Origin of the sequence: Ruminobacter sp. RM87 (genome assembly GCF_000701925.1) — a bacterium.
Lineage (GTDB): Bacteria > Pseudomonadota > Gammaproteobacteria > Enterobacterales > Succinivibrionaceae > Ruminobacter > Ruminobacter amylophilus.
The window spans coordinates 145,973-171,340 of sequence record NZ_JNKD01000001.1 but is presented as its reverse complement, the minus strand read 5'-3'; the positions used below and the strand labels follow the sequence as shown (position 1 = coordinate 171,340).

13 protein-coding genes are annotated in these 25,368 nt (G+C 45.3%); 11 read left to right on the top strand and 2 right to left on the bottom strand.

Annotation, left to right across the window (positions count from 1 at the left end):
• Positions 1 to 76: 76 nt before the first annotated feature.
• Positions 77 to 397 carry a hypothetical protein gene (locus T489_RS13945; RefSeq protein ID WP_051621670.1) on the bottom strand — a complete coding sequence of 107 codons (321 nt, stop codon included), beginning with the start codon at positions 395 to 397 and terminating at the stop codon, positions 77 to 79.
• Positions 398 to 791: 394 nt separating this feature from the next.
• Here T489_RS13945 and T489_RS0100710 point away from each other — a divergent pair, with 394 nt between their 5' ends.
• From T489_RS0100710 to T489_RS0100685, 6 genes are all read left to right on the top strand, one after another.
• Positions 792 to 2,210: an aminopeptidase gene (locus T489_RS0100710; protein WP_031578125.1), complete on the top strand. Its 1,419-nt coding sequence runs from the start codon at positions 792 to 794 to the stop codon at positions 2,208 to 2,210.
• A gap of 441 nt (positions 2,211 to 2,651) precedes the next feature.
• Positions 2,652 to 3,794 carry a glutamine-hydrolyzing carbamoyl-phosphate synthase small subunit gene (gene carA, locus T489_RS0100705; protein WP_031578124.1) on the top strand — a complete coding sequence of 381 codons (1,143 nt, stop codon included), beginning with the start codon at positions 2,652 to 2,654 and terminating at the stop codon, positions 3,792 to 3,794.
• Complete coding sequence (gene carB, locus T489_RS0100700) at positions 3,795 to 7,040, top strand: carbamoyl-phosphate synthase large subunit (protein ID WP_031578123.1); 3,246 nt, start codon at positions 3,795 to 3,797, stop codon at positions 7,038 to 7,040.
• Positions 7,041 to 7,274: 234 nt separating this feature from the next.
• Positions 7,275 to 7,811, top strand: a complete 537-nt coding sequence (locus T489_RS0100695) for a hypothetical protein (protein ID WP_031578122.1) — start codon at positions 7,275 to 7,277, stop codon at positions 7,809 to 7,811.
• Positions 7,812 to 8,213: 402 nt separating this feature from the next.
• Complete coding sequence (locus T489_RS0100690; RefSeq protein WP_031578121.1) at positions 8,214 to 10,061, top strand: autotransporter assembly complex protein TamA; 1,848 nt, start codon at positions 8,214 to 8,216, stop codon at positions 10,059 to 10,061.
• A 37-nt stretch (positions 10,062 to 10,098) separates the two neighbouring features.
• Entirely contained in the window at positions 10,099 to 14,436 is a 4,338-nt protein-coding gene (locus T489_RS0100685) for a translocation/assembly module TamB domain-containing protein (protein ID WP_031578120.1), read from the top strand.
• A gap of 124 nt (positions 14,437 to 14,560) precedes the next feature.
• Here the strand turns inward: T489_RS0100685 and T489_RS13345 are convergent, their stop codons facing one another.
• Positions 14,561 to 15,112 carry a hypothetical protein gene (locus T489_RS13345; RefSeq protein ID WP_037318318.1) on the bottom strand — a complete coding sequence of 184 codons (552 nt, stop codon included), beginning with the start codon at positions 15,110 to 15,112 and terminating at the stop codon, positions 14,561 to 14,563.
• A gap of 443 nt (positions 15,113 to 15,555) precedes the next feature.
• On the opposite strand from T489_RS13345, the gene T489_RS0100670 reads away from it, so the two are divergent.
• The 5 genes from T489_RS0100670 to T489_RS0100650 all read left to right on the top strand — a co-directional run bounded on the left by T489_RS0100670 (position 15,556) and on the right by T489_RS0100650 (position 24,534).
• Positions 15,556 to 16,377 (top strand): pyridoxamine kinase, encoded by an 822-nt coding sequence (locus tag T489_RS0100670; protein WP_031578119.1) that lies wholly within the window; start codon positions 15,556 to 15,558, stop codon positions 16,375 to 16,377.
• Between the two features lie 182 nt (positions 16,378 to 16,559).
• Complete coding sequence (locus T489_RS0100665) at positions 16,560 to 17,783, top strand: nucleoside recognition domain-containing protein (protein ID WP_031578118.1); 1,224 nt, start codon at positions 16,560 to 16,562, stop codon at positions 17,781 to 17,783.
• Positions 17,784 to 17,897: 114 nt separating this feature from the next.
• A complete protein-coding gene (locus T489_RS13940) occupies positions 17,898 to 18,677 on the top strand; it encodes a beta-ketoacyl synthase chain length factor (protein ID WP_051621668.1) in 780 nt (259 codons plus the stop codon).
• A 27-nt stretch (positions 18,678 to 18,704) separates the two neighbouring features.
• Entirely contained in the window at positions 18,705 to 19,538 is an 834-nt protein-coding gene (locus tag T489_RS0100655; protein ID WP_031578116.1) for a lysophospholipid acyltransferase family protein, read from the top strand.
• Between the two features lie 262 nt (positions 19,539 to 19,800).
• On the top strand, positions 19,801 to 24,534 hold the full coding sequence (locus tag T489_RS0100650; RefSeq protein WP_031578115.1) for an alpha-2-macroglobulin family protein: 4,734 nt from the start codon (positions 19,801 to 19,803) through the stop codon (positions 24,532 to 24,534).
• The last annotated feature ends 834 nt before the right edge of the window (positions 24,535 to 25,368 follow it).

Sequence of the window (25,368 nt, the reverse complement as noted above, 5' to 3'; positions counted from 1 at the left end):
CCGGTTTCTTTTATCTTAGCATTACAGTATAGATGCTGGAATGAGGCAGTCTGTACTTAAGCCTACTTCTGCATGACTACTGCAGATAGATTCCGTCCGGATTCACTATCTCCGGAGTGTTTCTGTACTTTGTCAGAACTCCGTCAGCACATACGTTCTTTGAACGGTACTTGTGAAGATTGCCGTAGTCGTTGTTTGTAACGTAAACAGTGAATGTCTGTTCAGGGTAGTTCTTATCGAAATTGATAAAAACCTGCTGTTTTTTCTGTATCACATTTGCCACATGACCACATACCGTCTGATATTCTCCTATGTGGTTTATGGCATCAGTAGTGGCAATACCTGCCTGTGCTGACGTGCTGAACAGCAATGTTGAGAGAATTATTTTGTTTTTCATGTAAGTTTCCAAAAAAGAATTAATGTATATTCTTGTAATAATTATTATTAAATTTATGTACGTGAATTCCACGACTCGCGGATTATACCACTTTTTTTGAAAAAGTGTGATACCTGTTCATTATTTGATTAAATGAAATGAATAACAGATACAAAATATATAAAACAGTTTGTTATTGCTGGTTATAGTTCAATTTTATATATTAAAATCATGATTCCGGTGCCTGCCGGGATAACCGTTTATTTTTCCTGCTTTGAAAAATAATTATCTTTTTTTTATAAAAACGACTGCGTTTTTTCTGCGAGGATAAATATTACGCAATTGCAGTTTTTTACTTGATTATGCCTGAAATGACCTTATGTTTAAAATGAAGGTTATTTTAGGAGACCATATCATGTCAGATGCAAAAACAAAGCAGAAGGAACTTCTGTGGGATTTTCCTGTTGCCTATAAGAATAAAAGTTACGACGCCGCTGAAGTAAGCAGTTTTGCGGAAAAATACAAGACATATCTTGACAGCTGCAAGACAGAAAGGGAATTTGTCAAATATGCCGAACCTTTCCTTAAGGAACACGGTTATGTTCCGTTTGAATCCGCGGCGGAAGAGGTAAGGAACGGCACGAAAACACTGAAGCAGGGTGACAAGCTGTATTTTGTAAACAGAAAGAAAGCTCTCATCATGTGTACCATCGGTTCCCGTCCTATAAATGACGGTTTGAGAATCACCGTTTCTCACGTCGATTCACCAAGACTTGATCTCAAGCCGTTCCCTGTTTCCGAAGACAGTGACATTGCTTATCTCAAGACTCATTATTACGGCGGTATCAGAAAATATCAGTGGGTTACCATCCCTCTCGCACTGCACGGTGTGGTTGTTAAGAAGGACGGTTCGTCAGTTGAAGTGTCCATAGGTGAAAATCCTCAGGATCCGGTACTCTATATAAGCGATCTGCTGCCTCATCTCGGACAGGAACAGAGTGAACGCAAGCTTAAGGACGGCATAAAGGGCGAAGAGTTAAAGGCCATTGCCGCTACAATTCCTTTTATGGACGGTACTGACGAGGTTATTCAGAATGGCGTTAAGCTTAACCTTCTGCATCTTCTTAATGAAAAATACGGCTTTACCGAAAAGGACTTCCTGACTGCAGAGCTTTCTCTTGTTCCTGCATATAATGCAAGGGATGTGGGTCTCGACAGAAGTCTGGTAGGTTCCTACGGACAGGATGACCGTGTATGCGCCTTCGGCGCCTTCATGGCGGAACTTGAAGCTGACAAACCTGAATACACCACACTTACCGTGTTCGCTGACAAGGAAGAAATAGGTTCCTACGGTCCTACAGGTATGAGTTCAGATTTCATGCTGAATTTCATTGAAGATCTTACCGAGGTCATGGGTGGAAATGTAAACAGGGTACTTCGTGCTTCAAATGCTCTGTCAACAGATGTTGATGCTGCCTATGATCCTGTTTTTTCAAGTGTGTACGACAAGCAGAACAGCTGTCAGCTGAACAGAGGATGCGTAATAACCAAGTATACAGGAGCCCGCGGCAAGTCAGGCAGTAACGATGCCAGTGCCGAACTTATGTCCATGGTAACCCGTATCCTTGATGAAAATAACGTAAGCTGGCAGATAGGTGAATTAGGCGCTGTGGATGTCGGCGGTGGCGGAACCGTTGCTCTGTATATCGCCCGTTTTGACATTAATGTAGTGGATGTCGGCGTGCCTATTCTGGCAATGCACTCTCCGTTTGAACTGGCTGCAAAATATGATATTTACAGTCTGTACAGGGCTGTGGCCGCATTCTACAGATAATAACGATATAAGACAGAGGTCTCTTTATACCTGACCTCTGTTTTGCAGTCCTTATATACTTATATAATTAAGGAATACGGATCCGGACTTTTGTCCGGTTTTTTTTCCTGTATGTCCGGATTTCGGGAATTATCTGTTTTTTGCTCAGCCGGAGTGGGTATACATATATATGTATGTATGACTCCGTATTATGCCGGGGCGGTATTTGTCATAAAAGGATTTAGAAAAAACTGTACCGGAAGCTGTTTTTGCTGATTTGTTTTAGTTCAAAAAAGCATAAAACGTGAAGCAGTTTGCATTTTTATCTTGATAAAAATAGCTAATAGTATAAAATGCTTAAGATTTAAGAAGATTTTTGTTATTGAGGCATGTTTTTTTTACCCGGTAACAGGAATTTTATTTCATAAAGTAGTAAAAATAGTAAGTATTCCGGAGGTCATCTTGACTCATTCTGCATTACTAGTGTTGGAAGATGGCACAGTATTCAGGGGTGTTTCATTTGGCGCTAAAGGCTGCGCTGTTGGTGAAGTAGTATTCAATACTTCAATGACTGGATATCAGGAAATTTTAACCGATCCTTCATATTCCAGACAGATTGTAACACTCACATATCCTCATATCGGTAATTATGGTTGTAACGAAGAAGATGAGGAGTCTCCAAAAATTCATCCTCAGGGTTTAGTAATCCGCGATCTTCCTCTGTTAGCTTCTAATTTTAGAAGTCAGTGTTCCCTTTCAGATTATCTTGTTAAGCACAACGTAGTAGGTATCTGTGACATCGATACCCGAAAGCTTACCAGAATTCTTCGTGAAAAGGGCGCTCAGGCCGGTTGCATTTTATCCTGTGATGATCTGAATGAAGAAGAGGCTTTACGTCTTGCTAAGGATTTCCCTGGCTTAAAGGGAATGGATCTGGCCAAGGAAGTTACCTGTGATGCTCCATATGAATGGACTCAGGGTACCTGGTCTTTAGGTAAAGGTCACAAGGAACAGAAAGCCGAAGACCTTCCATATCACGTAGTAGCATACGATTTCGGTGTTAAGAGAAATATTTTAAGAATGCTCGCAGACAGAGGCTGTCGTCTTACTGTTGTTCCTGCAACAACTCCTGCTTCTGAAGTGCTTGCCATGAATCCTGATGGGGTATTCCTTTCAAACGGTCCTGGAGATCCGGAACCTTGTACCTATGCTCAGGAAGCTATCAGAGAAATTCTTGATCATAATATCCCTACATTCGGTATCTGTCTCGGTCACCAGCTCCTCGGCCTTGCCAGCGGTGCAAAGACCATTAAGATGAAGTTCGGTCACCACGGTGCCAACCATCCTGTAAAGGATCTTTCAGACAATACTGTAATGATTTCATCACAGAACCATGGCTTTGCCGTGGACAAGGATACACTTCCATCATGCCTGAAGGTAACTCATGTATCTCTCTTTGATGGCAGTTTACAGGGTATTGAACGTACTGATAAGCCTGCATTCAGCTTCCAGGGACACCCTGAAGCAAGTCCGGGCCCTCATGACGTATCAGGTTTATTCGATCATTTCATAGATTTAATTAAGGCACATCGTCAGGGTAAGTAAATGGCAAAGCGTACAGACATAAAAAGCATCCTTATTTTGGGTGCAGGTCCAATAGTAATCGGTCAGGCCTGCGAATTCGACTACTCAGGTACTCAGGCATGTAAGGCTTTAAGGGAAGAAGGTTACCGCGTAATTCTGGTTAACTCAAACCCTGCCACCATCATGACTGACCCTGAAATGGCTGATGCAACCTATATTGAGCCAATCACCTGGCAGGTTGTTGAAAAGATCATTGAAAAGGAAAGACCTGACGCAATTCTTCCTACCATGGGTGGCCAGACTGCACTTAACTGTGCTCTCGATCTTGAGAACAACGGCGTATTAAAGAAGTACGGCGTTGAAATGATCGGTGCTACCGCTGATGCCATCGACAAGGCAGAAGACCGTGATCGTTTCGACAAGGCTATGAAGAATATCGGTTTAAGCTGTCCTAAGGCCGGTATCGCTCATAGCATGGAAGAAGCCTGGGAAGTACAGAGACAGGTTGGTTTCCCTTGTATCATCAGACCTTCATTCACCATGGGCGGTTCAGGCGGCGGTATCGCTTACAACCCTGATGAATTCGAAGAAATCTGTAACAGAGGTCTTGATCTCTCCCCAACTCACGAACTTCTGATCGATGAATCACTCATCGGTTGGAAGGAATACGAAATGGAAGTTGTTCGTGACCGTAACGACAACTGCATTATCGTATGTTCAATCGAAAACTTAGACCCTATGGGCATCCATACCGGTGACTCCATAACTGTTGCTCCTGCTCAGACTCTTACTGATAAGGAATACCAGATTATGCGTAACGCCTCTATGGCTGTTCTGAGAGAAATCGGTGTTGAAACTGGTGGTTCAAACGTTCAGTTCGGTATCAATCCGAAGGACGGCCGCATGGTTATCATCGAAATGAACCCTCGTGTATCACGTTCTTCAGCTCTCGCTTCAAAGGCTACCGGCTTCCCGATCGCAAAGATTGCCGCAAAGCTTGCCGTAGGTTACACCCTTGACGAACTCAAGAACGACATCACTGAAGGCAAGACTCCTGCATCATTCGAACCTTCAATTGACTACGTTGTTACCAAGGTACCTCGTTTCAATTTTGAAAAGTTTGCTCAGGCAAACGATCGTTTAACCACTCAGATGAAGTCCGTTGGTGAAGTTATGGCTATCGGCCGCAACTTCCAGGAATCTCTGCAGAAGGCTCTCCGCGGTCTTGAAATCGGTAAGAGCGGTCTTGATCCGATTGTTAAGCTTGATGACGAAGATGCACGTACCACCATTGAACATGAACTCGAAGATGCCGGTGCGCATCGTATCTGGTACATCGGTGATGCTTTCCGTCTCGGCATGAGCCTTGAAGAAGTTCAGTACCATACTGATATCGATCCATGGTTCCTCGTACAGATTGAAGAACTCATCAAGTACGAAGAAAAGATCAAGGAACTCGGTATTTCCGGTCTTGACGAAGACTTCATGCGTGCAATCAAGCGCAAGGGCTTCTCTGATATCAGAATCGCAAAGCTCGTCGGCACCACTGAAAGAGAAATCAGAAAGTTACGTAACAGATTAGGAGTGCTTCCTGTATTCAAGCGTGTTGATACCTGCGCTGCTGAATTCTCAACCAATACTTCATACATGTATTCATCATACGATGAAGAATCAGAAGTTGCTCCTTCAGACAAGAAGAAGATTATGATTCTCGGCGGCGGTCCTAACAGAATCGGTCAGGGTATCGAATTCGACTACTGCTGTGTACATGCGGCAATGGCTTTACGTCACGACGGTTACGAAACCATCATGGTTAACTGTAACCCTGAAACCGTATCTACCGATTACGACACTTCAGACAGACTTTACTTCGAACCTGTAACTCTCGAAGACGTTCTTGAAATCTGCCGTGTTGAAAATCCTGACGGTGTAATCGTACAGTTCGGCGGTCAGACTCCTCTGAAGCTGGCTCTGTCTCTTGAAAAGGCAGGCGTACCTATCATCGGTACCAGTCCGGATGCCATCGACCGTGCGGAAGACCGTGAACGTTTCCAGCAGTGTGTAAACAGATTACACCTGTTACAGCCAAAGAATGCAACCGTATTCGCTCTTGAAGAAGCTGTAGAAGAAGCCAAGAAGATTACCTATCCTCTGGTTGTACGTCCTTCATACGTACTCGGCGGCCGTGCAATGGAAATCGTATACGATGAAGTTGACCTTCGCCGTTACTTCAAGGAAGCTGTTAAGGTTTCCAATGAATCTCCGGTTCTTCTTGACAAGTTCCTCGACAGCGCAACAGAAGTTGACGTTGACGCAGTATGCGACGGTAAGAACGTTGTTATCGGCGGTATCATGGAACACATTGAACAGTGCGGTATTCACTCAGGTGACTCAAGCTGTTCATTACCTCCATACCAGCTTACTCCTGAAATTCAGGACAAGATTCGTGACCAGGTAAGAAAGCTTGCTCTTGAACTCGGTGTTGTAGGTCTTATGAATACTCAGTTCGCAGTACGTGAAAACGAAGTTTACCTCATCGAAGTAAACCCTCGTGCAGCCCGTACCGTTCCGTTTGTATCAAAGGCTACCGGTGTTCCTTTAGCCAAGATTGCAGCACGTATCATGGTTGGTCAGTCTCTTGAAGAACAGGGCTTAACCAAGGAAGTTATTCCGGCTTACTACTCTGTTAAGGAAGTAGTACTTCCATTCAATAAGTTCCCAGGCGTTGACCCTCTCTTAGGACCTGAAATGAGATCTACCGGTGAAGTTATGGGTATCGGCAGAACCTTCCCGGAAGCGTTCGCCAAGGCTCAGCTCGGTGCAAACTCAAAGATTCAGAGAAACGGTCATGTTCTTCTGTCAGTAAGAAACTCTGATAAGCATCGTCTGCCTGAATTAGGTAAGAGACTTATCAACGAAGGATTTACCATCGATGCAACTCATGGTACTTACCAGGTTCTTTCTGCAGCAGGTATCCCTTGCCGTCAGGTTAAGAAGGTTTACGAAGGCAGACCTAACATTCTGGACTTCATGAAGAGCAATGAATATAACTACATCATCAATACTACTGAAGGCAGAAAGGCTATCGAAGATTCCAAGACTCTCCGTCGCGGCGCTCTTCAGTACAAGGTAACCTATACCACCACCATGAATGCGGCTTTCGCTTCATGCATGGCTAACGATACCAAGGTTGATGAAACTGCTTCTGTTCATTCAATTCAGGAACTTCACGCAGCTTTACATTCAGGACTCAATATCAAGAAGTAACTGATATCTGACAATGAATGGTCCGGGGCGGAGCCCCGGATATGAAGAATCATAATACAGGGCATAAGCCGCATTGCGGTTTGTGCCTTTTATGTTTTTACATGGTAATGCGCGTCCGTGTATTACGGCCGGGTACGGCAAAAATCATTTTTGAATAAGCGTTCTGTTGTGCTAGAATTCCGCACAGAATTTTTTGAGGTGGTCTGTCGGATGAATCCGATATCGGAGTGGTAAATGAAGATTTCTTTTCTGTATGCGGCGGTTGCCGGTGTGTTTTTACTGTCAGTAGCAGGGCAGACTCTGGCTGCGGAAAAAACTGATGGTACCGACAATTACAATTTTGCCGGTCATAAGTTTAATGTTTCCAGCGGTGAATTTGACAACGAAGGCATCTGCTCGGTAGAACTTGATGACATGCATCCGAGGGAATATCAGATTACCGTAGAAACCGTAAGCAGACCTTCTCTTGAAGATTTTTCCCTGACCTTCAATGACATGAAGAAACGCTGTACTTCAGTAACCTTTATTGATAACAGCGGAAACATTTCTTCTGAGCCCAGAGTGACACCTGACGGAGTATACCGTTTTGAAGCAAAATGTTTCAGAGGCAACGGCTATGTTGAGGGATTATACGACACAAATAAAAAATTCTACCGTTATGTTCTCATGTATGACATGACGGATGCCATCTTCAAAAAGCTTAACGCTGCCGGTGTTCCGGCTCACATGGACAACGTGCTTGTCAGAACATGTCCTTTCTACAGCAGATAATATGGTGTTTTCAGATACGGAAGCTGTTCAATAAATAGTCTGATTTGTTTTAAATCCGACCTAATATGCACAAATCTCTCATTAAATTCCCTTAATTATGGTTTTATGAAAATCTGTGGGGTATTATATTGAGGGATTTTGTGTAATGTTCTGTGCATTATCGGTTCAGAATTTTTTATATCCGGCTGCAGATGACACTCATGGTGAAAATCATCCATGTTTGCATCCGGAACGGTCAGCACTCTGTATACTGCGATAACAGGGGCTACTTTTTTATTCCGTCGGAATCACGGCTCCGTCAACCATGCCGTGCGTAATTCTATGACGGTAAGTCATCATTTTTATCAACAGACATTGCGCATAAGGTAATAATCATTTTTTGTGGAGAGGAAGGCGACAGTAATGTTATTCCGTCTTTACCGTGTTCTGTGTCTGCTGGTTTTTCTTCTGACCTGTGCTGCTAACTGTTATGCCGACACAACGTATGATGCTGATTATAACTATAACCGGCAGCTTCAGTTCCAGAACGAATACGTCCAGAAGGACGGTGGGCTCAATGACGGTGTTTCCGAACAGGTTCTGGAAAAAATAGTCAAATACAAAGTTGAATGCGGCAACAGCAGTGTAAGGGATAATGTGGAGGCATATCTTTCCACTCTCCCTGAACTGCATCGCCGCAGCTTCAATACTCCTCATGTTTCAGTCAGAAAAATTGAAGAGCGCGTCAATGAAGCTTCCAAGGTCTACGGATACTACAGACCAAATGTTAAAATGACGTTCAGATCCAAAAAGAATGCCGTGCTGGTGGTTTATGTTGATCCCGGCAAGCCGGTATGGGTTAAGAATACCCATGTTCAGATTCTCGGAGAGGCTCTGACGGATCCTGGCTTCATGCGTATTTTCCGCAAAATGACTATTAAGCCGTATACGATTCTTACCCATGACGCCTACGAGAGTCTCAAGGCAAAGATTATTGCCACGGCTCTCACAAGAGGTTATTTTGATGCGCATTTCGTAAAGAATCACGTTTATGCGGATCCTACTGAAAACAGCGCTGATGTCTATCTGATTTTCAACAGCGGCAGAAGATACAGATTCGGAAAGGTTTCCTTTACCGGAGATACCCGGTATGTTCCGGCCATAGAACCCCTGGTTCAGATTGAAGAGAGTGACAGGTTCAATACAGACAAACTGTCTTCCGTAAGCAGTCATCTGTATGACACCGGTTATTTTGCCGATGCTGAAGTTCATCCGATTCTTGAGGAAACCGAGGATTATCAGGTCCCAATCAACATTTATCTCAAGCGCAAGAAGTTTAACGTGGTGGAAACCAGTCTCGGTTACGCCACAGACGAAGGTGTCAGAGGCAAGGTGAAGTGGAACATGCCGCTGCTTAATGAAAGAGGTGATTCTCTGGTCATGCAGCTTCATGCTTCTGAAGTAAAGCGTGAATTTCTGGTAAGATACAAGATTCCGTTCAGAAATCCGCTTTCCGATTATTTTTTCCTGCAGGCTCAGCAGATTCGTGAAAATCTCAATGATACCCTTGATAACATCACGTCATTTCAGGGCCATTACGTGACCAAGGAGCATGCTCCGTGGTCTGTGGATTACGGGTTTACCGTGCAGTATGAAGACTATTCTCAGGGTATAGAAAAAGGAAACACCTGGACCATAGGCCCGAGTTTCAGAGTTAATTTTGCGAGAGCTTTTCCGTACAGGGACGCTCGTTCAGGAGAGAACTATAATTTCAGAATTTTCAGTTCCTCCACCAATTTAGGCGGAGACGTTACCTTCCTGCAGCTCTACAGCTCAGCCAAGTGGCTGCTGAGTCCGACCAGGGATTCCAGATTCATCCTCAGACTGGAGCAGGGGGCAAACATAGGTCCGGACGCCAAATCGGCTCCACCTTCCTACAGGTTCTTTGTCGGCGGTGACAATTCCGTAAGAGGTTTCGGGTACAAGACGGTTTCCGATCGTGACAGAGGCGGCAAGCTTTCAGGCGGTCGCTACATGACGTCAGGAACGGCGGAAATTCAGATTCCGGTTATCGAGGATCTGCGCAACGCGTGGTTTATCGATGCCGGACAGGCAACCAATGAATACAAGAGTGAAAATACCGTTATCGGTGTCGGTACCGGTATAAGATATGTAACGCCGATTGGACTTGTCAAGGTGGATCTCGGCTTCGGGGTTTCAGAGAAAAAAGTTCCGTTCCATCTTCATTTCGGTATAGGTCCTGATATTTAGTTTTTGAATTTTTGTCTCAGACAGCGGTTTAATAGTTATGCAGAATCCAGAAGAACCATTGGAAGTCAGAGAAGAAACGGTAGAGAAGAAAGGTGTTTTTGGCAGAATCAGATCTATCGTTTTCAAAGTGATCAAGTGGTCAACGGTAGTGTTTTTTTCACTGCTGATATTTGTTATTCTTACGCTTTCATTCGTACTGTTTACCCATACCGGTTCGGAATTCACATGGAACAGGGTCAAGGGATTTGTGGACGGTATTGACGGTGATCTTACCTTCGGTAATCTTGCCAACGGCTTTACCATGGAGAATTTTCGACTGGATATAGAGGACTCCATTCATATTGATGCCGGAAAACTGGAAATCAAGTATTCAGTATGGGATCTGCTGTACGGTCATCTGAATGTCAGATATCTTAAAACTTCAGACATACTGCTGGTGCTCGGCAATAAGCCTGTGGAATTTCCGGGAATAAGTGATATTTTGGAAAAACGTCTTTACGAGAACTATTCCTTTGCCCTTAACGAACAGGGAGACATGGTAAGAATCAGGGAATCGGCAAAAGAACCGGATCCTACCCTGATATACATGCCCGCTCCGGACGTGAATCCTTACGTGGAAGCAGAAGAAGAGGTCGAGGATGACGGGGAAAGATTCGTTCTGGACATGCCCGTGAATCTCAGTGTGAAGAACATCGAGATTGATCGTTTCCTGATGCTTTCAAACATTATTGACGTGGCTGTAAAACGCTGTACCGCGTCAGCTTCAATGAATCACACCGTGCTTAACGTGGATTACCTCAATATTGAATACGGGGATTCCCTGCTTCACGGAGATGATCGTGACGCACTGCTTGCCCGTCGTGCAGGAGGAGAGCAGATTACTTATGAATCTCTGCTGTCCCTTCATCCTGAATATGCAGCCGAATCAGCCCGCATGGATAATGAATCCGCTGAAGAACAGGCAGCAGACAGTCAGACTGAAAACAGAGGGGATGTTTCTGTCTCAGAGACTGAGAGGGGGTTGGAAAAAACGGCTGAAACGGCAGATGTGAAGACAGGTAAAAAGCCAGAAGAAAAGACTCCGGTTCAGGTTTCAGCCGATGTACAGGCATCTTCAGAGACTCCCGCTTACGAAGACGAACTTCCTCTTAATGATCCTTATGACAGAGATGAGATACATAAGCGCATTGAACCGCTTTATACCGTAATTCTGCCGTTTGACCTTTACGTTGAAAAGGTTACTCTTACAAATTCCAGATATCACATGGATTCATTTGATACCGGTATTTTCAACGGCGGCTTCAAAATGAATTTCGTCGGACCGGAGCTCCATGTTGATCATCTTTATTTTGATCATGAGCTGGGACATGCCGAGCTCAATGACAGTGACATGACCTTTAAAGAATACTATCCTATAGAAGCTCATTTAAAAGCGAGTTCAAATAATCCTGACTGGTTCGGTCTGCTTCACAATCACACGCTTGACGCCAATGTGACCGGAGATCTGGCGGATCTCAAAGGCGGAATTCACGCAGTGGGGGCAATTGACGCGGATGTCATTGTCCGCAGCAATGTTCTGGCTCCGACACTTCCTTTCAGTGCCGATATTGATGTCAGACATGCTCTCTGGCCTCTTGATGCCGATGTGATTGAATATTCGGCTGAAAGTCTGAAGCTTCATGCAGACGGCAGTCTGCAGAGTGTGGCTGCCGACATTACCGCATCGGGTATCAGGGCTCTGGATTATCCTGTGCTGGATCTGCACGGAGTTCTGAATACTGATTTCGGATCTGTCGACATAAGCGAATTCAGGGTTAATTCAGACATCGGTGACAGTCTGGATGTTTCAGGAAAGGCCATCTGGAGTGATCAGTATTCATTTGACGGCAAGGTTGATGCCAATGTCGTTGAACTTGCCAGATATCTGCCGGATTATGAAGGCAACGTAAATCTCGGCATAACCTCATACGTGCATTTCCAGAACAGCGATGATTGGGTGGTAAAGGTTTCCAGACTGGATGCCGACGGCAGACTGATGAACTATCCTCTGTCCTTAACCTCCGGCCGTTTTGAGCTGAATTCCTCCCGCAAAGGAATTATTGAAGGCGTACATCTGGCCGTTGGTGATGAAAACACCCTGGATATCAGCGGAAAAATCCAGAAGACGGCGGATCTGCATGTCAGTCTGGACGTGCAGGACATAAGCGTCATCATGCCGGATTATTACGGTCTGATTAATGGTGTCATCAGGATAACCGGCGATTTTGAATCACCAAACATCGATGCAAAGATATATGCCAGCGAGTTTATAGCCGAACATTACCATGTATACAACGTGGCCCTTGAGCTTCAGGCCTTTCTGAAGAACATGGTGCTTGCCGACAGTAAACTCAGTCTGTACATGGAAGAACTGAGAAAAGGCAAGGACTCATATATAAAGGATTTCAATCTCGATTTTAACGGCGGTGAATCAAAGCATCATCTGCTGATGAAATCAGATACCATCGCAGGTCCCGTTACTCTGGGATTTGACGGCGGTCTCAACAAGGCCAGAGATCTGTATATCGGCAGTGTGAGTGAACTGACCGCCAAAGCAAGGGATGTTGCCGTTAGTCTTGTAAGACCGGTAAATTTCAGAATGAAGCTTGCCCCTGATTTTTCAGCCAGTCTTAACGGTCATGCATGGTCAGTCAATGATGTGCTGATTAATGTATCCGACGGATATTATTCATCAGCAGCTTCAGAAATAAATCTGGAAATTCCGAAGCTTGATCTGATGCGTTTCAAGAAATTCCTTCCGGAAAGCTTCATGATTGACAAGCCGCTGGATATCTTCGTTAAAGCCGGCACGAAGCACAGTCAGCCTTTTGCCTCCTTCAGACTCAGGGAAGACGCCAATGCCCTGTATTACAACAAGGAACGTCTTGATATTGACAGACTGGGACTCAATGCCGAACTGTCAAAGGATAATCTGACTTCCAGCATAAGAATAGATCTCGGCAAACTCGGTTATATCAGTACTGATTTCAATGTAAATCAGCTTTCATCAAAGAAGATTGTCAGCGGAAGTCTGGATATCAGCAATCTCAACCTGATTCTTGCGGAAAAATTCTCCGAAGAGGTAACATCAGCCAATGGTATTCTGTCAGCCAGAGGAACCTATGGAGGAACTCTTGATAATCCTGCCTTCTACGGACAGCTGAAAATAAATGAAATGAATGTGTTCCCTTCAGCCGGTATCGGTATGATTGAGCATATCAACAGCACCATGGACGTGGACGGACGTAAAGCCTCCATAACCTCGTCCTTCAGCTTTAACGACAAATACGGAAAGATTAACGGCAACGTATCCTGGGAAAACGGTCTTGATGCCGTGATAAGAGTTGATACAGAAGAGCTTCCGGTTCAGCTTATGGGTTACGGTAACGCTCTTGTCAAGCTGGATATTACCGGCAAGTTCACCGACAGATACGGCAGTATTGACGGAACGGTTGACATTCCTTTGGCTAAAATCAAGGTCAAGGAACTTCCGGCAAGTTCCGTATCCGCTTCAAGCGACATAACGGAATATCATAAGAACAAAGACGGCATGTATGTCGATAACGAGGAAAACAGCATGCCTTTCCGTATGAATATCAAGGTTAATCTCGGACCCGAAATCAAGGTTAACGCTCTCGGTCTGAAATCATACCTCAAGGGAAGTCTGACCCTGGCTCAGAGACCGAGAAGGCCGATGACTCTCAACGGTAAGATTGAAATGATTGACGGTACATTCCATGCCTACGGTCAGAATCTTCTGATTGAACAGGGCAGAATTCTGTTTGTTGGTGATCCGGCAAGTCCGAACCTGAATATCAGAGCCATCAGAAATCCTCAGTCCATGGAGGATGACAATATCATAGTCGGTATCAAGGTTACCGGTAATGCCAACAGTCCTACGGTTTCCATCTTCTCACGTCCGGAAATGAATCAGAGTGAGGCTCTGTCCTACCTGCTTCGCGGCAAGGGGCTTGACCAGACCAGCGGCAGCAGCGACATGGCTACTCAGCTGCTGCTGGGTGTCGGGCTGATGCAGACCAACAGCATAGTGGGGCGCATGGGAGAGGTTGTAGGTCTCGAGGATGTGTCTCTTGATTCGAAGGGGGAAGGCGATGATACCTCCGTTGAGGTTTCAGCTTACATTTTTCCTAAGGTTCAGGTGGCATACGGTTACGGTATCTACAATGCGGTATCTGAATTCCGCATCAGATATGAAATGTTCCCGAGATTCTATATCGAAGCCCTGAGTTCCATCGAACAGGCGGTTGATGCGGTCTACAAGTTTGATTTTGATTTCTGGAATTCGGATTCGGCTGAAAAGACTGATGCCAGATAATAAGATTATTCTGAGGTAAAAAATCCCGTTACCGGGGGTCAGTGCGAATCCCGTTATTGATCACACAGATTGATAACGGGATTCGGCCATAATTACTCGGATTCAGGCGCAACCGCATGATTCGTTACTTACTGTATCTGATAACCGAACCGTCCTTGGCTGATACGGTAACGTATCTTGGTGTGGAGTCATAGGTCCTTGTATATTCCGGCTTAGTTGTTTCAATGCTGCTCTGTTCTGCCACGAAATAATCATTGGCATCGAAGACTCTTTCTATTTTTTCCTCATATCGTTTTTCTTTGTGCAGATAGAGTTCATTGAGAATTGAGTTGTAAACCATCGGCTGTACGCAGAAGAATATTATCAGCGCTATTATAAATACCGGCTTGGTAAAAAATATCACGAACAGTGCCAGCAGGAACAGGACTGTCAGGGCAATGTTGAACAGTATCCTGGACATCCTCTCGTCTTCAAACAGACTGTAGTAATCAGGCTGAATGTTAACTATGAAATAAAAAGGCTGAGTCACCATAACCAGAAACAGACCTAGTTCAAAGGCGTGTTTTGAAAGGATAGAACACGCACACATGATTATGGTGGAGACAACCAGATTGACAACGGGCAGAAAAGCGGCTCTCCTGTACGGAGCTATTTCATCAGCAGGCAGTGTTCCCACCAGTCTGCCGGTCTTCTCTATATATCCGCAACGGCATATCTTACGTGCTGTGGATATGCCAAAGTTAAGGTACGGTTATTTTTTATGAAAAAAATAAAGATACACACACAATATAATAAATACGAGACACGGTATGTATAAAAATGTTATGAAAGAAACAGAAAACGAAAACTTAAGACAAGGTGTGAAACTGTCAGGCATGGAATGTATTATCATTCCGGTTTGTCGGAATGATTCGGTGTTTTTCGGAAAGAGGCTGTTTCCGGTAATTCCTTGTGTTTTTATAGGTTTTTGAAGGCTTCCCGTAAATCAGTCTTTAAATCCTCTTAAAATGTGTGATTGATCAAAAAAAATCAATGTGCAATAATGCATGCAATTTTTGATTTTTGGTTTAAAAACTTTTTTTCAGGCGCTTGCCTGAATATTTATTTTCGGGACAGATTATGACCAGCAGCAAACAGATTCTTCTGATAAATGATATTTGCGGTTACGGCAAGGTGGCTCTTTCAGCCATGATTCCGGTGCTTACAAATATGGGGTACCACATCTACAATCTTCCTACCGCACTGGTTTCAAATACTCTGGAGTATGGTAAATTCAGAATACAGGATACCACGGACTATATGCGTGATTCCATCAAGGTATGGGAAGAACTCGGATTCAGATTTGATGCAATCTCCACCGGACTCATCACCTCCACGGCTCAGGCGGATCTGCTGATTGATTTCTGCGGCAGGGAAGCTCAGAAGGGCGTGCTGATTTTCGTGGATCCAATCATGGCGGACAACGGTTCTCTGTATAACGGCATGAGCATGGAAACCGTAGCCAACATGAAGAGACTTCTGGCCGTTGCCCACTGCTGTGTTCCGAATTATACCGAAGCCGTGTATCTGACTGATTCCGAGTATAAGGACGATCTTACCAGGGAAGAGGTTTTTGCTCTGGTTGACCGCCTGAGAGACCTCGGTTCCCATTCAGTGGTAATTACCAGCTGTCACGTTGAAGGCAGCGAGGCCGTTGCCGGATACAGCGCCGAACAGGATGAATACTTCGTGCTGCCGTATGTTTCCGTACCGGTATTCCTGCCGGGAACCGGTGACATATTCCTGTCAATACTGATGGGCAGACTGCTTCAGGGAATGTATCTCAAGGCCGCAGTTTCAGATGCCATGATTTCAGTCAAGAAGATGGTTATCAGAAACAAGGACAACGATGACAAGTTCAAGGGCATCAGAATCGAAGCCTGTCTTGACGTTCTGCAGTAGGCGAAAGTACAGGTCGTTTTTTTGAGATAACCGGCATATCCGCGCTTCTGATATGCATAGTCTGCGGTAATCCCTTTATAATTATCCGGCTGACGGTTCTGATGAAGGACCGCGGCCGGATATGTTTTTATACCGTCTGAAACCTTGAGGTTGTCAGTCGGAGGTTAATGGAATTTGAGTGTATGATTAATAAGATCTGGGGCGGGATGATAGTTCTGGGAATTATCTCCGCGCTCATAAGATGTCTGGTTACGGATGACATGCAGATTGACGCATTCCTGCAGGAGTTCTTCAGTTCCGCGGATCTGTCGGTCAAGGTTATCATCGGGCTTCTGGGAATGACCTGTCTGTGGATGGGGATTGCCTCCATAATGGAATCCGCAGGACTGACCGCAAAGCTTGCCAGAGTGCTCGAACCTTTTTTCAGAGTGATAATGCCGGATATTCCGAAAGGACATCCGGCCATCGGCAGCATCACCATGAACATGTCCGCAAACATGCTCGGACTCGATAATGCCGCAACTCCCTTCGGTATCCGTGCCATGAAGGATATGCAGACACTCAACGGCAGTTCAGATACGGCTTCGAACAGTCAGATCATGTTTCTGGTGATAAACACCTCGGCCATCACGATTTTTCCGGTAAGCATCATCATGTACAGAACCCAGTTCGGTTCCGCAAGTCCGACGGATGTGTTTCTGCCGCTGCTGCTTACCTCCGCGGTCTCTACCACGGTCGGTTTTCTGGTGACGGCTCTTATCCAAAAAATCAATATTTTCAAAGTGCCTGTGCTGGTGGCTTTCGTCTTTCTGGCGGGGCTTATTGCGGGGCTTGCCGTATGGGCGGTAAGAGCCGGAGAAAATCTGGCTTCACAGGCCACCGTATTCAGTGACGTGTGCATGGTGGGTTTCGTGGGTGCGGTGACTGCCTATGCGATGTTTCTTAAAAAGAATGTGTTTGAGGACTTCGTAAAGGGAGCCAGACAGGGCTTCGGCATCTGTATCGACATTCTTCCTTATCTTGTGGCCATGCTGTTTGCCATTGCGGTATTCAGAAGCAGCGGACTTCTGGAACTGATTACCGGAGGACTTAAATGGCTGTTCGGTCTGTTCCTTTCGGATACGGCCTTTACCGATGCGCTGCCGGTAGGTCTGGTCAGACCTCTTTCCGGAAGCGGGGCAAGAGCCATGCTTCTTGATGTCTTCAAAAACTACGGACCTGATTCGCTGCAGGGGCACATAGCCTCCATTATGCAGGGATCTACTGAAACCACACTGTACGTCATAGCCGTTTATTTCGGTTCGGTGGGAATTACCAGAGTCAGACATGCCGTATTCTGCGGTCTGATGGCGGATCTCGCCTCAGTGATAGCCGCAGTGGTTATAGGCTACATGTTTTTTGGTTAAGTGCGTTATGGTTTTGTCAGCCTTCCGTTTGGGAGAATAACGGATCTGCTGTATAATTCAGGCTGTTTGCGCCGGAGTTTCCGGCTGTTTTTTCTGAATATTTAAGGATGTGTCGTGAGCTTCAGATTTAATTTAAAGCAGGTTTATTTCCTGTCAGGCTATGCGCATGCGTACGAGGAACTGAAAAAAATACAGGGAAGCAACTACAATCATCATGATGACGGTTCGATTAAGGAACTGCCTGTCATAAAGGCCATTCCCATGATGATGCGCAGACGTCTGAGCTCTTCGGGCAAGATGGCCGTTGCCCTGTCAATGGAAGCATTCAGACATTATGAAATCGACAAGGTTATCTTTGCCAGCAGAACAGGAGAGACCAAAAGGTGCATCACACTGCTAAGGGACGTATGCATGGACAACGGTGTTTCTCCTACCGAGTTTTCCGCATCGGTTCATAACGGCAATATCGGCGTGTTCTCCATCGTCAGCAGATTCTTCGGAGAAACCACGGCGGTAAGCGCCGCTGAAAAAACACTCGGTGCGGCCATGGCCGAGGCCTATGCCTCCCTTTACGGCGAAGGAAAGGAAAGAGTCCTGATTGTGGTTTATGAGGAGGATCTTTCAAATAATATCATGCCGATTCCGGAAAGCGTGTACGGCAACGGTTCCTATGCCTGTGCCGCAGTTCTTGAAAAATGGCAGGCGGACATCAGTTCGGTGGATGAGCTTTACCGCACGGACAGCGCCATGAAAACTTCCGAATCCGATCCGGAAACCGAAGAGCATTATTTTGAATTTGACTACGGCAGAGAAGGTGGAATGGATCCGGTTGATTATTTCAGGGAACTGAGGTTCGTGAATCCTCCGCAGCCGGAACCTGCAGAAGACAGATAAACAGCTTTTCTGATACGGAAAAAGAACATGCAGAAAATCGCGCTGATTTTAAGAAGTCTGGCAACACTGACCGTTTTCGGTGTCTTCTCGCTGGGAGCGGTACTTCTCGGCGTTCCGGTGTTTTTTCTGCTGAGTCTTGTCATCCGTAACGGCAGAAAGCGCTGTCTGGTACTCAGAGGGCTCGTAAAATCCAGTTTCCGCTTTATAGTTTTTCTGTCCGGAATAATGTTTGTATTCAGAGTTCATTTCAGGGATGTCGAGGACGAAAATGATTCCGCAGCCTCGAGTGACCGCTCCCTGTCTTCCTCTTCAGGCCGAGGCCGTATCTACATTTCCAATCATCCGACACTGGTCGATTACGTGATTCTGCTTACTCATACCGAAGTAACCGTAAATACCATGGTAAAGCATTCGCTTACCGTTGGATTCATGAGACACATCATAAATCATCTGGGATACGTGAATAATCTCTCATCACTGGATGAGGTATCCTCATCTCTGGAAAACGGAGACAGCCTTCTGATATTTCCGGAAGGAAGCAGAACCCACGGTGACATCTGTTTTAAAAGAGGTGCCGCCAATCTGGCTTCACGTCTGGACATGGATATTGTTCCGATATTCATTTACTGCTCGGAACCTGAATATCTCAGCCGCGGTTTCCTGAACATCATGGCTCCGAAGCATGTTCCTCATTTCTACATTGAAAGGCATCGGCCGATTAAGGTTTCCGATATGGTGCCGGAAGATAATCTGCCTCCTGCCATACGGGCAAGACATCTGAACAGGTATCTTGAAAAAATGTACAGAGAGAAAATTCCCGAACTGAAATCAGCCAGTGATGAAGGTCTGGCCGGCTTCTGACATAAAGCCGTACTCAATTAGGAAAACCGAGGCTTTTACATGCAGTCCGGCGGCGGACGGAGATTGTTTTTCATGCTTACGGATATTTTTCAGGCTCAATATTTGACTGAGGCACGCTTTTCGGGGGCTGATGTTTCATAAGTTTTGATGAACAGTCCGATAAAACATAAAATGTTGTACATAAATATTCTGTTTGTTTTACATGTTTATGCAGAATCGGATTTACAGCATAAAGATTATGTACTTTTTCGAGGACTGAAGAATGAAATTATCCAAGTTGACAGTGGCAGTAACGGCATTGGTTTATTCAGGATACGGAGCAGCCGCTCTGGCGGCCGACCCAGAGGTTCTGAGAACAATTGATCAGAATCAGACCGGAGCAGCCACCACCTGTCTTGTCATGACACAGAGCATGGAAACCGAAGGCAATACTCCGAAGGTGCTGGCCAATTACGTGTCCGCGCTTAATAAGACAACCGGCAGGGTTCAGGAAGTGAACCTTTTCACCAGCGGCAGAAATCTCTGTCTTTCCGATCTTGATTTCGGAACCGAATACAAGGTTACCCTGAAGGCAGGTCTCAGGGATTCCACCAATGCAAAGCTTAGTCATGACACATCCGTGGAATTCAAGACAATCGATCATCAGCCGAGCATCAGATTCCAGGCCGGAAATATAATTTCTGCAGCCGAAAAGGATAAGAAGGTAGCCGTAGAAAGCATTAACCATGATAAGTTCAGGGCTGTTCTCTACAGAATCTCCTCCATGGATCTGGCAGCTTACACTTCAAGAGCAACCAGTGATCTGGATTACCGCTGGAGCACGGTTGACTATATCCGCGATCACGGTACTTTCCTCGGAACAAAAGTCTACAAGGTTGAAGGCGGAGAAAACACCACCGTCACTACTTTTGTGGATCTGAAGGATCTTTCCGCAAAGCAGGAACCGGGTACCTATGTACTGTTCATTACCGGCACCGACACCACTGAATGTGATGCCGAAGGAGACTGCCTTGACTACATCACGGATCATTACGAAAGCATGTTCATGGCAAAGTCTCTGGTTATCTCCAACATAGGAATGACCACCTACCAGAAGGATACCGGCATTGATATCGCCGTGAGGGCGCTCAATTCCGCCAAACCGATGGCTGGCGCCAGAGCCACGCTCATAAGTTCAAGCAATGAAGTGCTGGCTACAGCCGTTACCGATAAGAACGGTTATGCTCATTTCGGCAGAGAGGCCGTTAAGGGGGTAAATTCCCAGAAGCCGGTGATCGTAAATGTTACCAAAGACGGTGATTTTTACAGTCAGGATCTGCGTCTGATGCCTCTGGTGCTCGAAGGTGTCCGTACCACTGATACCAGCGGAACAGATTCCGACTACAACGTGTTTGCCTATACCGACAGAACCATGGTCCGTCCGGGTGAAAAGGTGAACTATCATGCCATTGTAAGAGACAGAAAACTCAATGCCACCTCCGTCAAGGCGCTGAAGCTTATGGTGTACAGACCTGACGGACTGCTTTATCAGGAACTTACCTTAAGCAATCCTGCAGCCGGTGCCTTCGATTATGATTTTGATTTCGATGAATATTCTCAGAACGGTAGCTGGAAATTCGTACTGGGCTTTGACAAAAAGCATACTTTAAGTACAACCAGCGTGCTGGTTGATGATTTCATACCGTCATCCATTGAACCTAGCATTATCAGAAAGGGGCCGGTGCTCAAGGTCGGCGACAGTGTAATCATCAGTACCAGATTCACTTATGACGCTCCTGCTCCGGGTATCAGTGTGTCAGGTTACTACACCATTGAACCTGATAATCATCCGGTGGACGCATACAAGGATTACTACTTCGGTCCTAATCAGCGCAAGGTGTCAGAACTGACAGTTTACGGAAATATACCTGAGTTAGAGACGGACAATACCGGTGCCGTTACCATAACCCTTGATTCCGAAGGCGTTTTAGATGATTATGCCCAGAAGGTAAAATCCAGCTACGGCTTTACTGATCCTAATTCCAAGGTTCTTAACAAGAAAGACGAGTTTAAAATCTATTTCAAGTCTCCGCTTGTCGGGGTAAAGACCGATTTCGACAAAAATGACTCCATGATGACGGATTTCGGCGTTATTCTGGCGGATCAGTCCGGCAATCTTCATAAAGGAAAGGTTGATTACTCCATCTACAAGCGTCACATCTCATACCAGTTCGTGTATAACAACGATTCCTGGAATTATCTCAGAAATGAACATCTGACCCCGGTAACAGCAGGTTCGCTTGATCTCAAGGAAGACACCTCAGGCAGGATCAGATACAGACTTGAAAGCGGCAGCTATGTAATCAAACTTAATTACAACGGGCTGGAAACATCATCCGATTTCTATGCCGGTTCATGCTCTGACATAGATCCTAAGTATCCTGACAGATTTGAGCTTTTTGCGGACAAGACTGCATATAAGGCGGGAGAGACAGCCTACCTTGAATTCGACAGCAGTTATGACGGTTTTGCCGATCTGGTTGTGGATACTCCTGATTCCTCAATGACTCATTACGAGATCAGAAAGGGGCACAACAGACTTCCTGTGAAGCTTTCCGATTCCTTTGTCCGCGGCAGCTATGCAGTGCTGTCCACCTATGCTTCCGCAGAGAACAGGTATCTCGGCTCTCTCCGTTCCATCGGCGTGGCTTATCTCGAAGCCGACAAGAGTGCCGATACTCTGAAGATTTCCGCAGATATTCCGCAGAAGGTTGTACCTAACAGCGGTGTTGATATCGTCGTCAAAGTGGATAATGCCGACAGCAACACTTACGTGGCGGCCTCATTCATCGACAAGGGAATTCTGAGCATTAATGGTCAGAAGGCGCCGGAACCTGAGAAGAAACTGTACAACCACAGATATTTCAATACCGATATCTATGATCCGTACTCATACATCATGAAGAGCGTGTCTCACAAGGGGCAGGGCTACGGTGATGAATCCGGAGACATAAACATGATGGCAGGCATGACACTGAGCAACATTACTGACAATCTGATGTCATACCATCTGCCAAGAGTGAAGGTTGAAAACGGTGAAGCAAAACTTCATTATGATCTGAAGGACGTAAGCAGCACGGCATCTCTTATGGTTACCGCATGGTCTGCCGACAAACTCGGCTCCTATTCCGTTGACGTACCTGTAAAGGATTCTGCCGTAAGCAGAATGGTTATGCCTTACTACCTGCATCTCGGTGATACCATGGAAGCGCAGCTTACCATAAATAACTTAAGCGGCAGGAGCGGAACCTATACCTATTCCGTAACCTGCTCCGGCGGTATAAAGTGCGACAGCAAGGGCAGTGTTTCCGCTGAAAACAACTCTCTTGCATCCGTACCGGTTCAGATTGAAGCCACGGGGTCCGAAGACGGTCACGTCAGCCTGTCCGTGAAATCAGACGGATATGATTTCGCCACCGAACGCGAAATCAAGGTGATTAACCCTATGTCCAGAATCGCCGAAAACAGAATTGTGGTGCTCAAGGCCGGTCAGAAGGCAGACGTATCATTTGTGAATGCATACAGGGACGGTACCGACGTTGTGGCCAAACTCGGAAAGTTCCCTCTGTCTGATACCTCTGAAATGGTTAAGGACATTCTGGCTGACGACACCATGTTCGGCAACATCTACAAGCAGTCTGCCAACGGCATGACGCTTCTGAGTGTTCTCAATACCATGGAAAAGAACAGTGCGGCCGACAGCCGTGAGCTTCGTGAAATCAAGAAGAGCATCAGCGACAGGGTATCTCTGGTAGAGTCCAGATTCGATACCTACGGTTCTCTCCTGAATGTTTCATATTCATATGAAGAATCATGCTACGCCTACGCATATGCTTCTCTCTTCCTCATTGAGGCAAACAACGCAGGCTTCGGTGTAAACAGGAATATGCTTGCCATTATCAGGAACAAGCTGTCTGATCTGCAGACCGCTGAAAGTCACAACACGGCGGCTCTGGCAATGTACGCTCTCGCCAGAATGGGGGTTAATGTAAAGACCAATGCCATCTACAGATTCGACTCTCTGGAAAACAGCAGCAATTATCAGATTGAAGCCTTTGCGTACTATGCTGATATTTTCGGACTGTACGGAGACAGAAACAGACGTACCCGTGCTCTGGAAAAGGGAATTTCATCTCTGAACAACGTGGTCAACACCTATAATGTTACCTCAAAGAACGTACACGTGTATGACAGTGTGGAGCTGTACAAGAAGCTTCTGGTTCATTTCCCTTACGTCATCAACAACGTACGTCATGAAGTTCTGGCATTAATCAGATCATCAGTCAGGGCCGGTTACTCAGAAGGTCTGGACGGACTGTACGGTTATTTAAGCGAGGATACCTATTTTGATCCTTCATGCCAGTACCTGATTGCCGATATTTCCGGAGTTAACAGAACTCCTGCATCCACCGTCAAGCTGAAGGTTAAGGGCAATGCGGTTTCAGTTGAAAATCCGTCATCAGAAACCGCTGTTTCTACCGTCAGTGTCAACGATTACGTGGTGAAGGCTCCTGTGACCGGAGACAGCATCAGACTGACTACTCGTTATTATGACAGTAACGGAAAGGAAATTACCGGACCTGTAACTCTCAAGGTTAACGAGGAAATTCTGGTGGTTAACGAGTTAACCTCAAAGACCAAGTTCAGCGGTCTGATAACCGTGGAAAACAAGATTCCTGCCAATGCCGTACTGCTAAAGGTATACAGCGGTGACGATGAAAAACTGCTTAAGGGCATAATTTCAGGAAGTCTCGGATATCAGGAAGTCTCAAAGGGCGATACCGGTTTTGTATCATCTGTCACTGCATACAATACCAATGCCATTACCGTAGCCTACACCATCAAGGCGGCTCACAGGGGCGTATCGGTTCCTCTGATGAACAGTGCCTATCTCGACAGAATAGGCACCAAGATGTTCGTGTCATATAACGAGAATGCTTCAATAACGGTTAAGTAACTGAAGCTGTAAGAAACATAAAGCTCCGACACTTTTTATACAGGGTGTCGGAGTTTTTTTAAGTATGATCCGTCCCTAGAGATCTCCATAAAACCTGAGATGGTTATTTCTCTTCTTATTAAAAGCTGTCCGGCAGCCATGTAGTAACAGGATAAGCCCATTAATGCATTAAAGATGGTAATACAGATTATCGTAATGTTTTCAAAAATCGCCAGTCTCTTATCCGGGTGATGAAACAGATCATACTGAACGAAAAAGTTAATTCCCGTCAGAATCATAATGAGGAATCCGATGGAACCGAATACTCTTCCGTAAGAACTGAAACTGTTTTTTATGGCTTCCAGAAAAAAGGATAATCCTTCCCTATGGGGTATTTTATTCAAGGGGATTTAAATAGCTTTTGAAAAATATGATTGATATATTATTTTTTGTTTTTGTGCTAAATATAAGTACGGATGCATTAAAATGTTTCTTATATGTCTTTCAGTTAATTAATGTCTATAACTGTATACAAAATAGTCAGACAGTATGTTATTCCGGCAGATTTATTCTGATTCTCCTGTCCGGATATCTGCTCCGCAAAAGGTTAAAGAATGTTCATTTTCCGGAACAATACGTGGTGAGGCAGACCATCAGCGAGTCAGGTTGTTACGTTATTTGTGTCCCGTAATACAAGATTTGACGACAAGTCCTTAAAAAAAAATGCATACAGCCGGATTTCTGATATGATTTTTAGACTGAAAAGATGAATGTGAATGACAGATTCCTGCCGGTTTTTGGCAACAGGAAAATACCTGAAGTTAAAAAAGGCGGCTGTGTCGTATTAGAGATTGG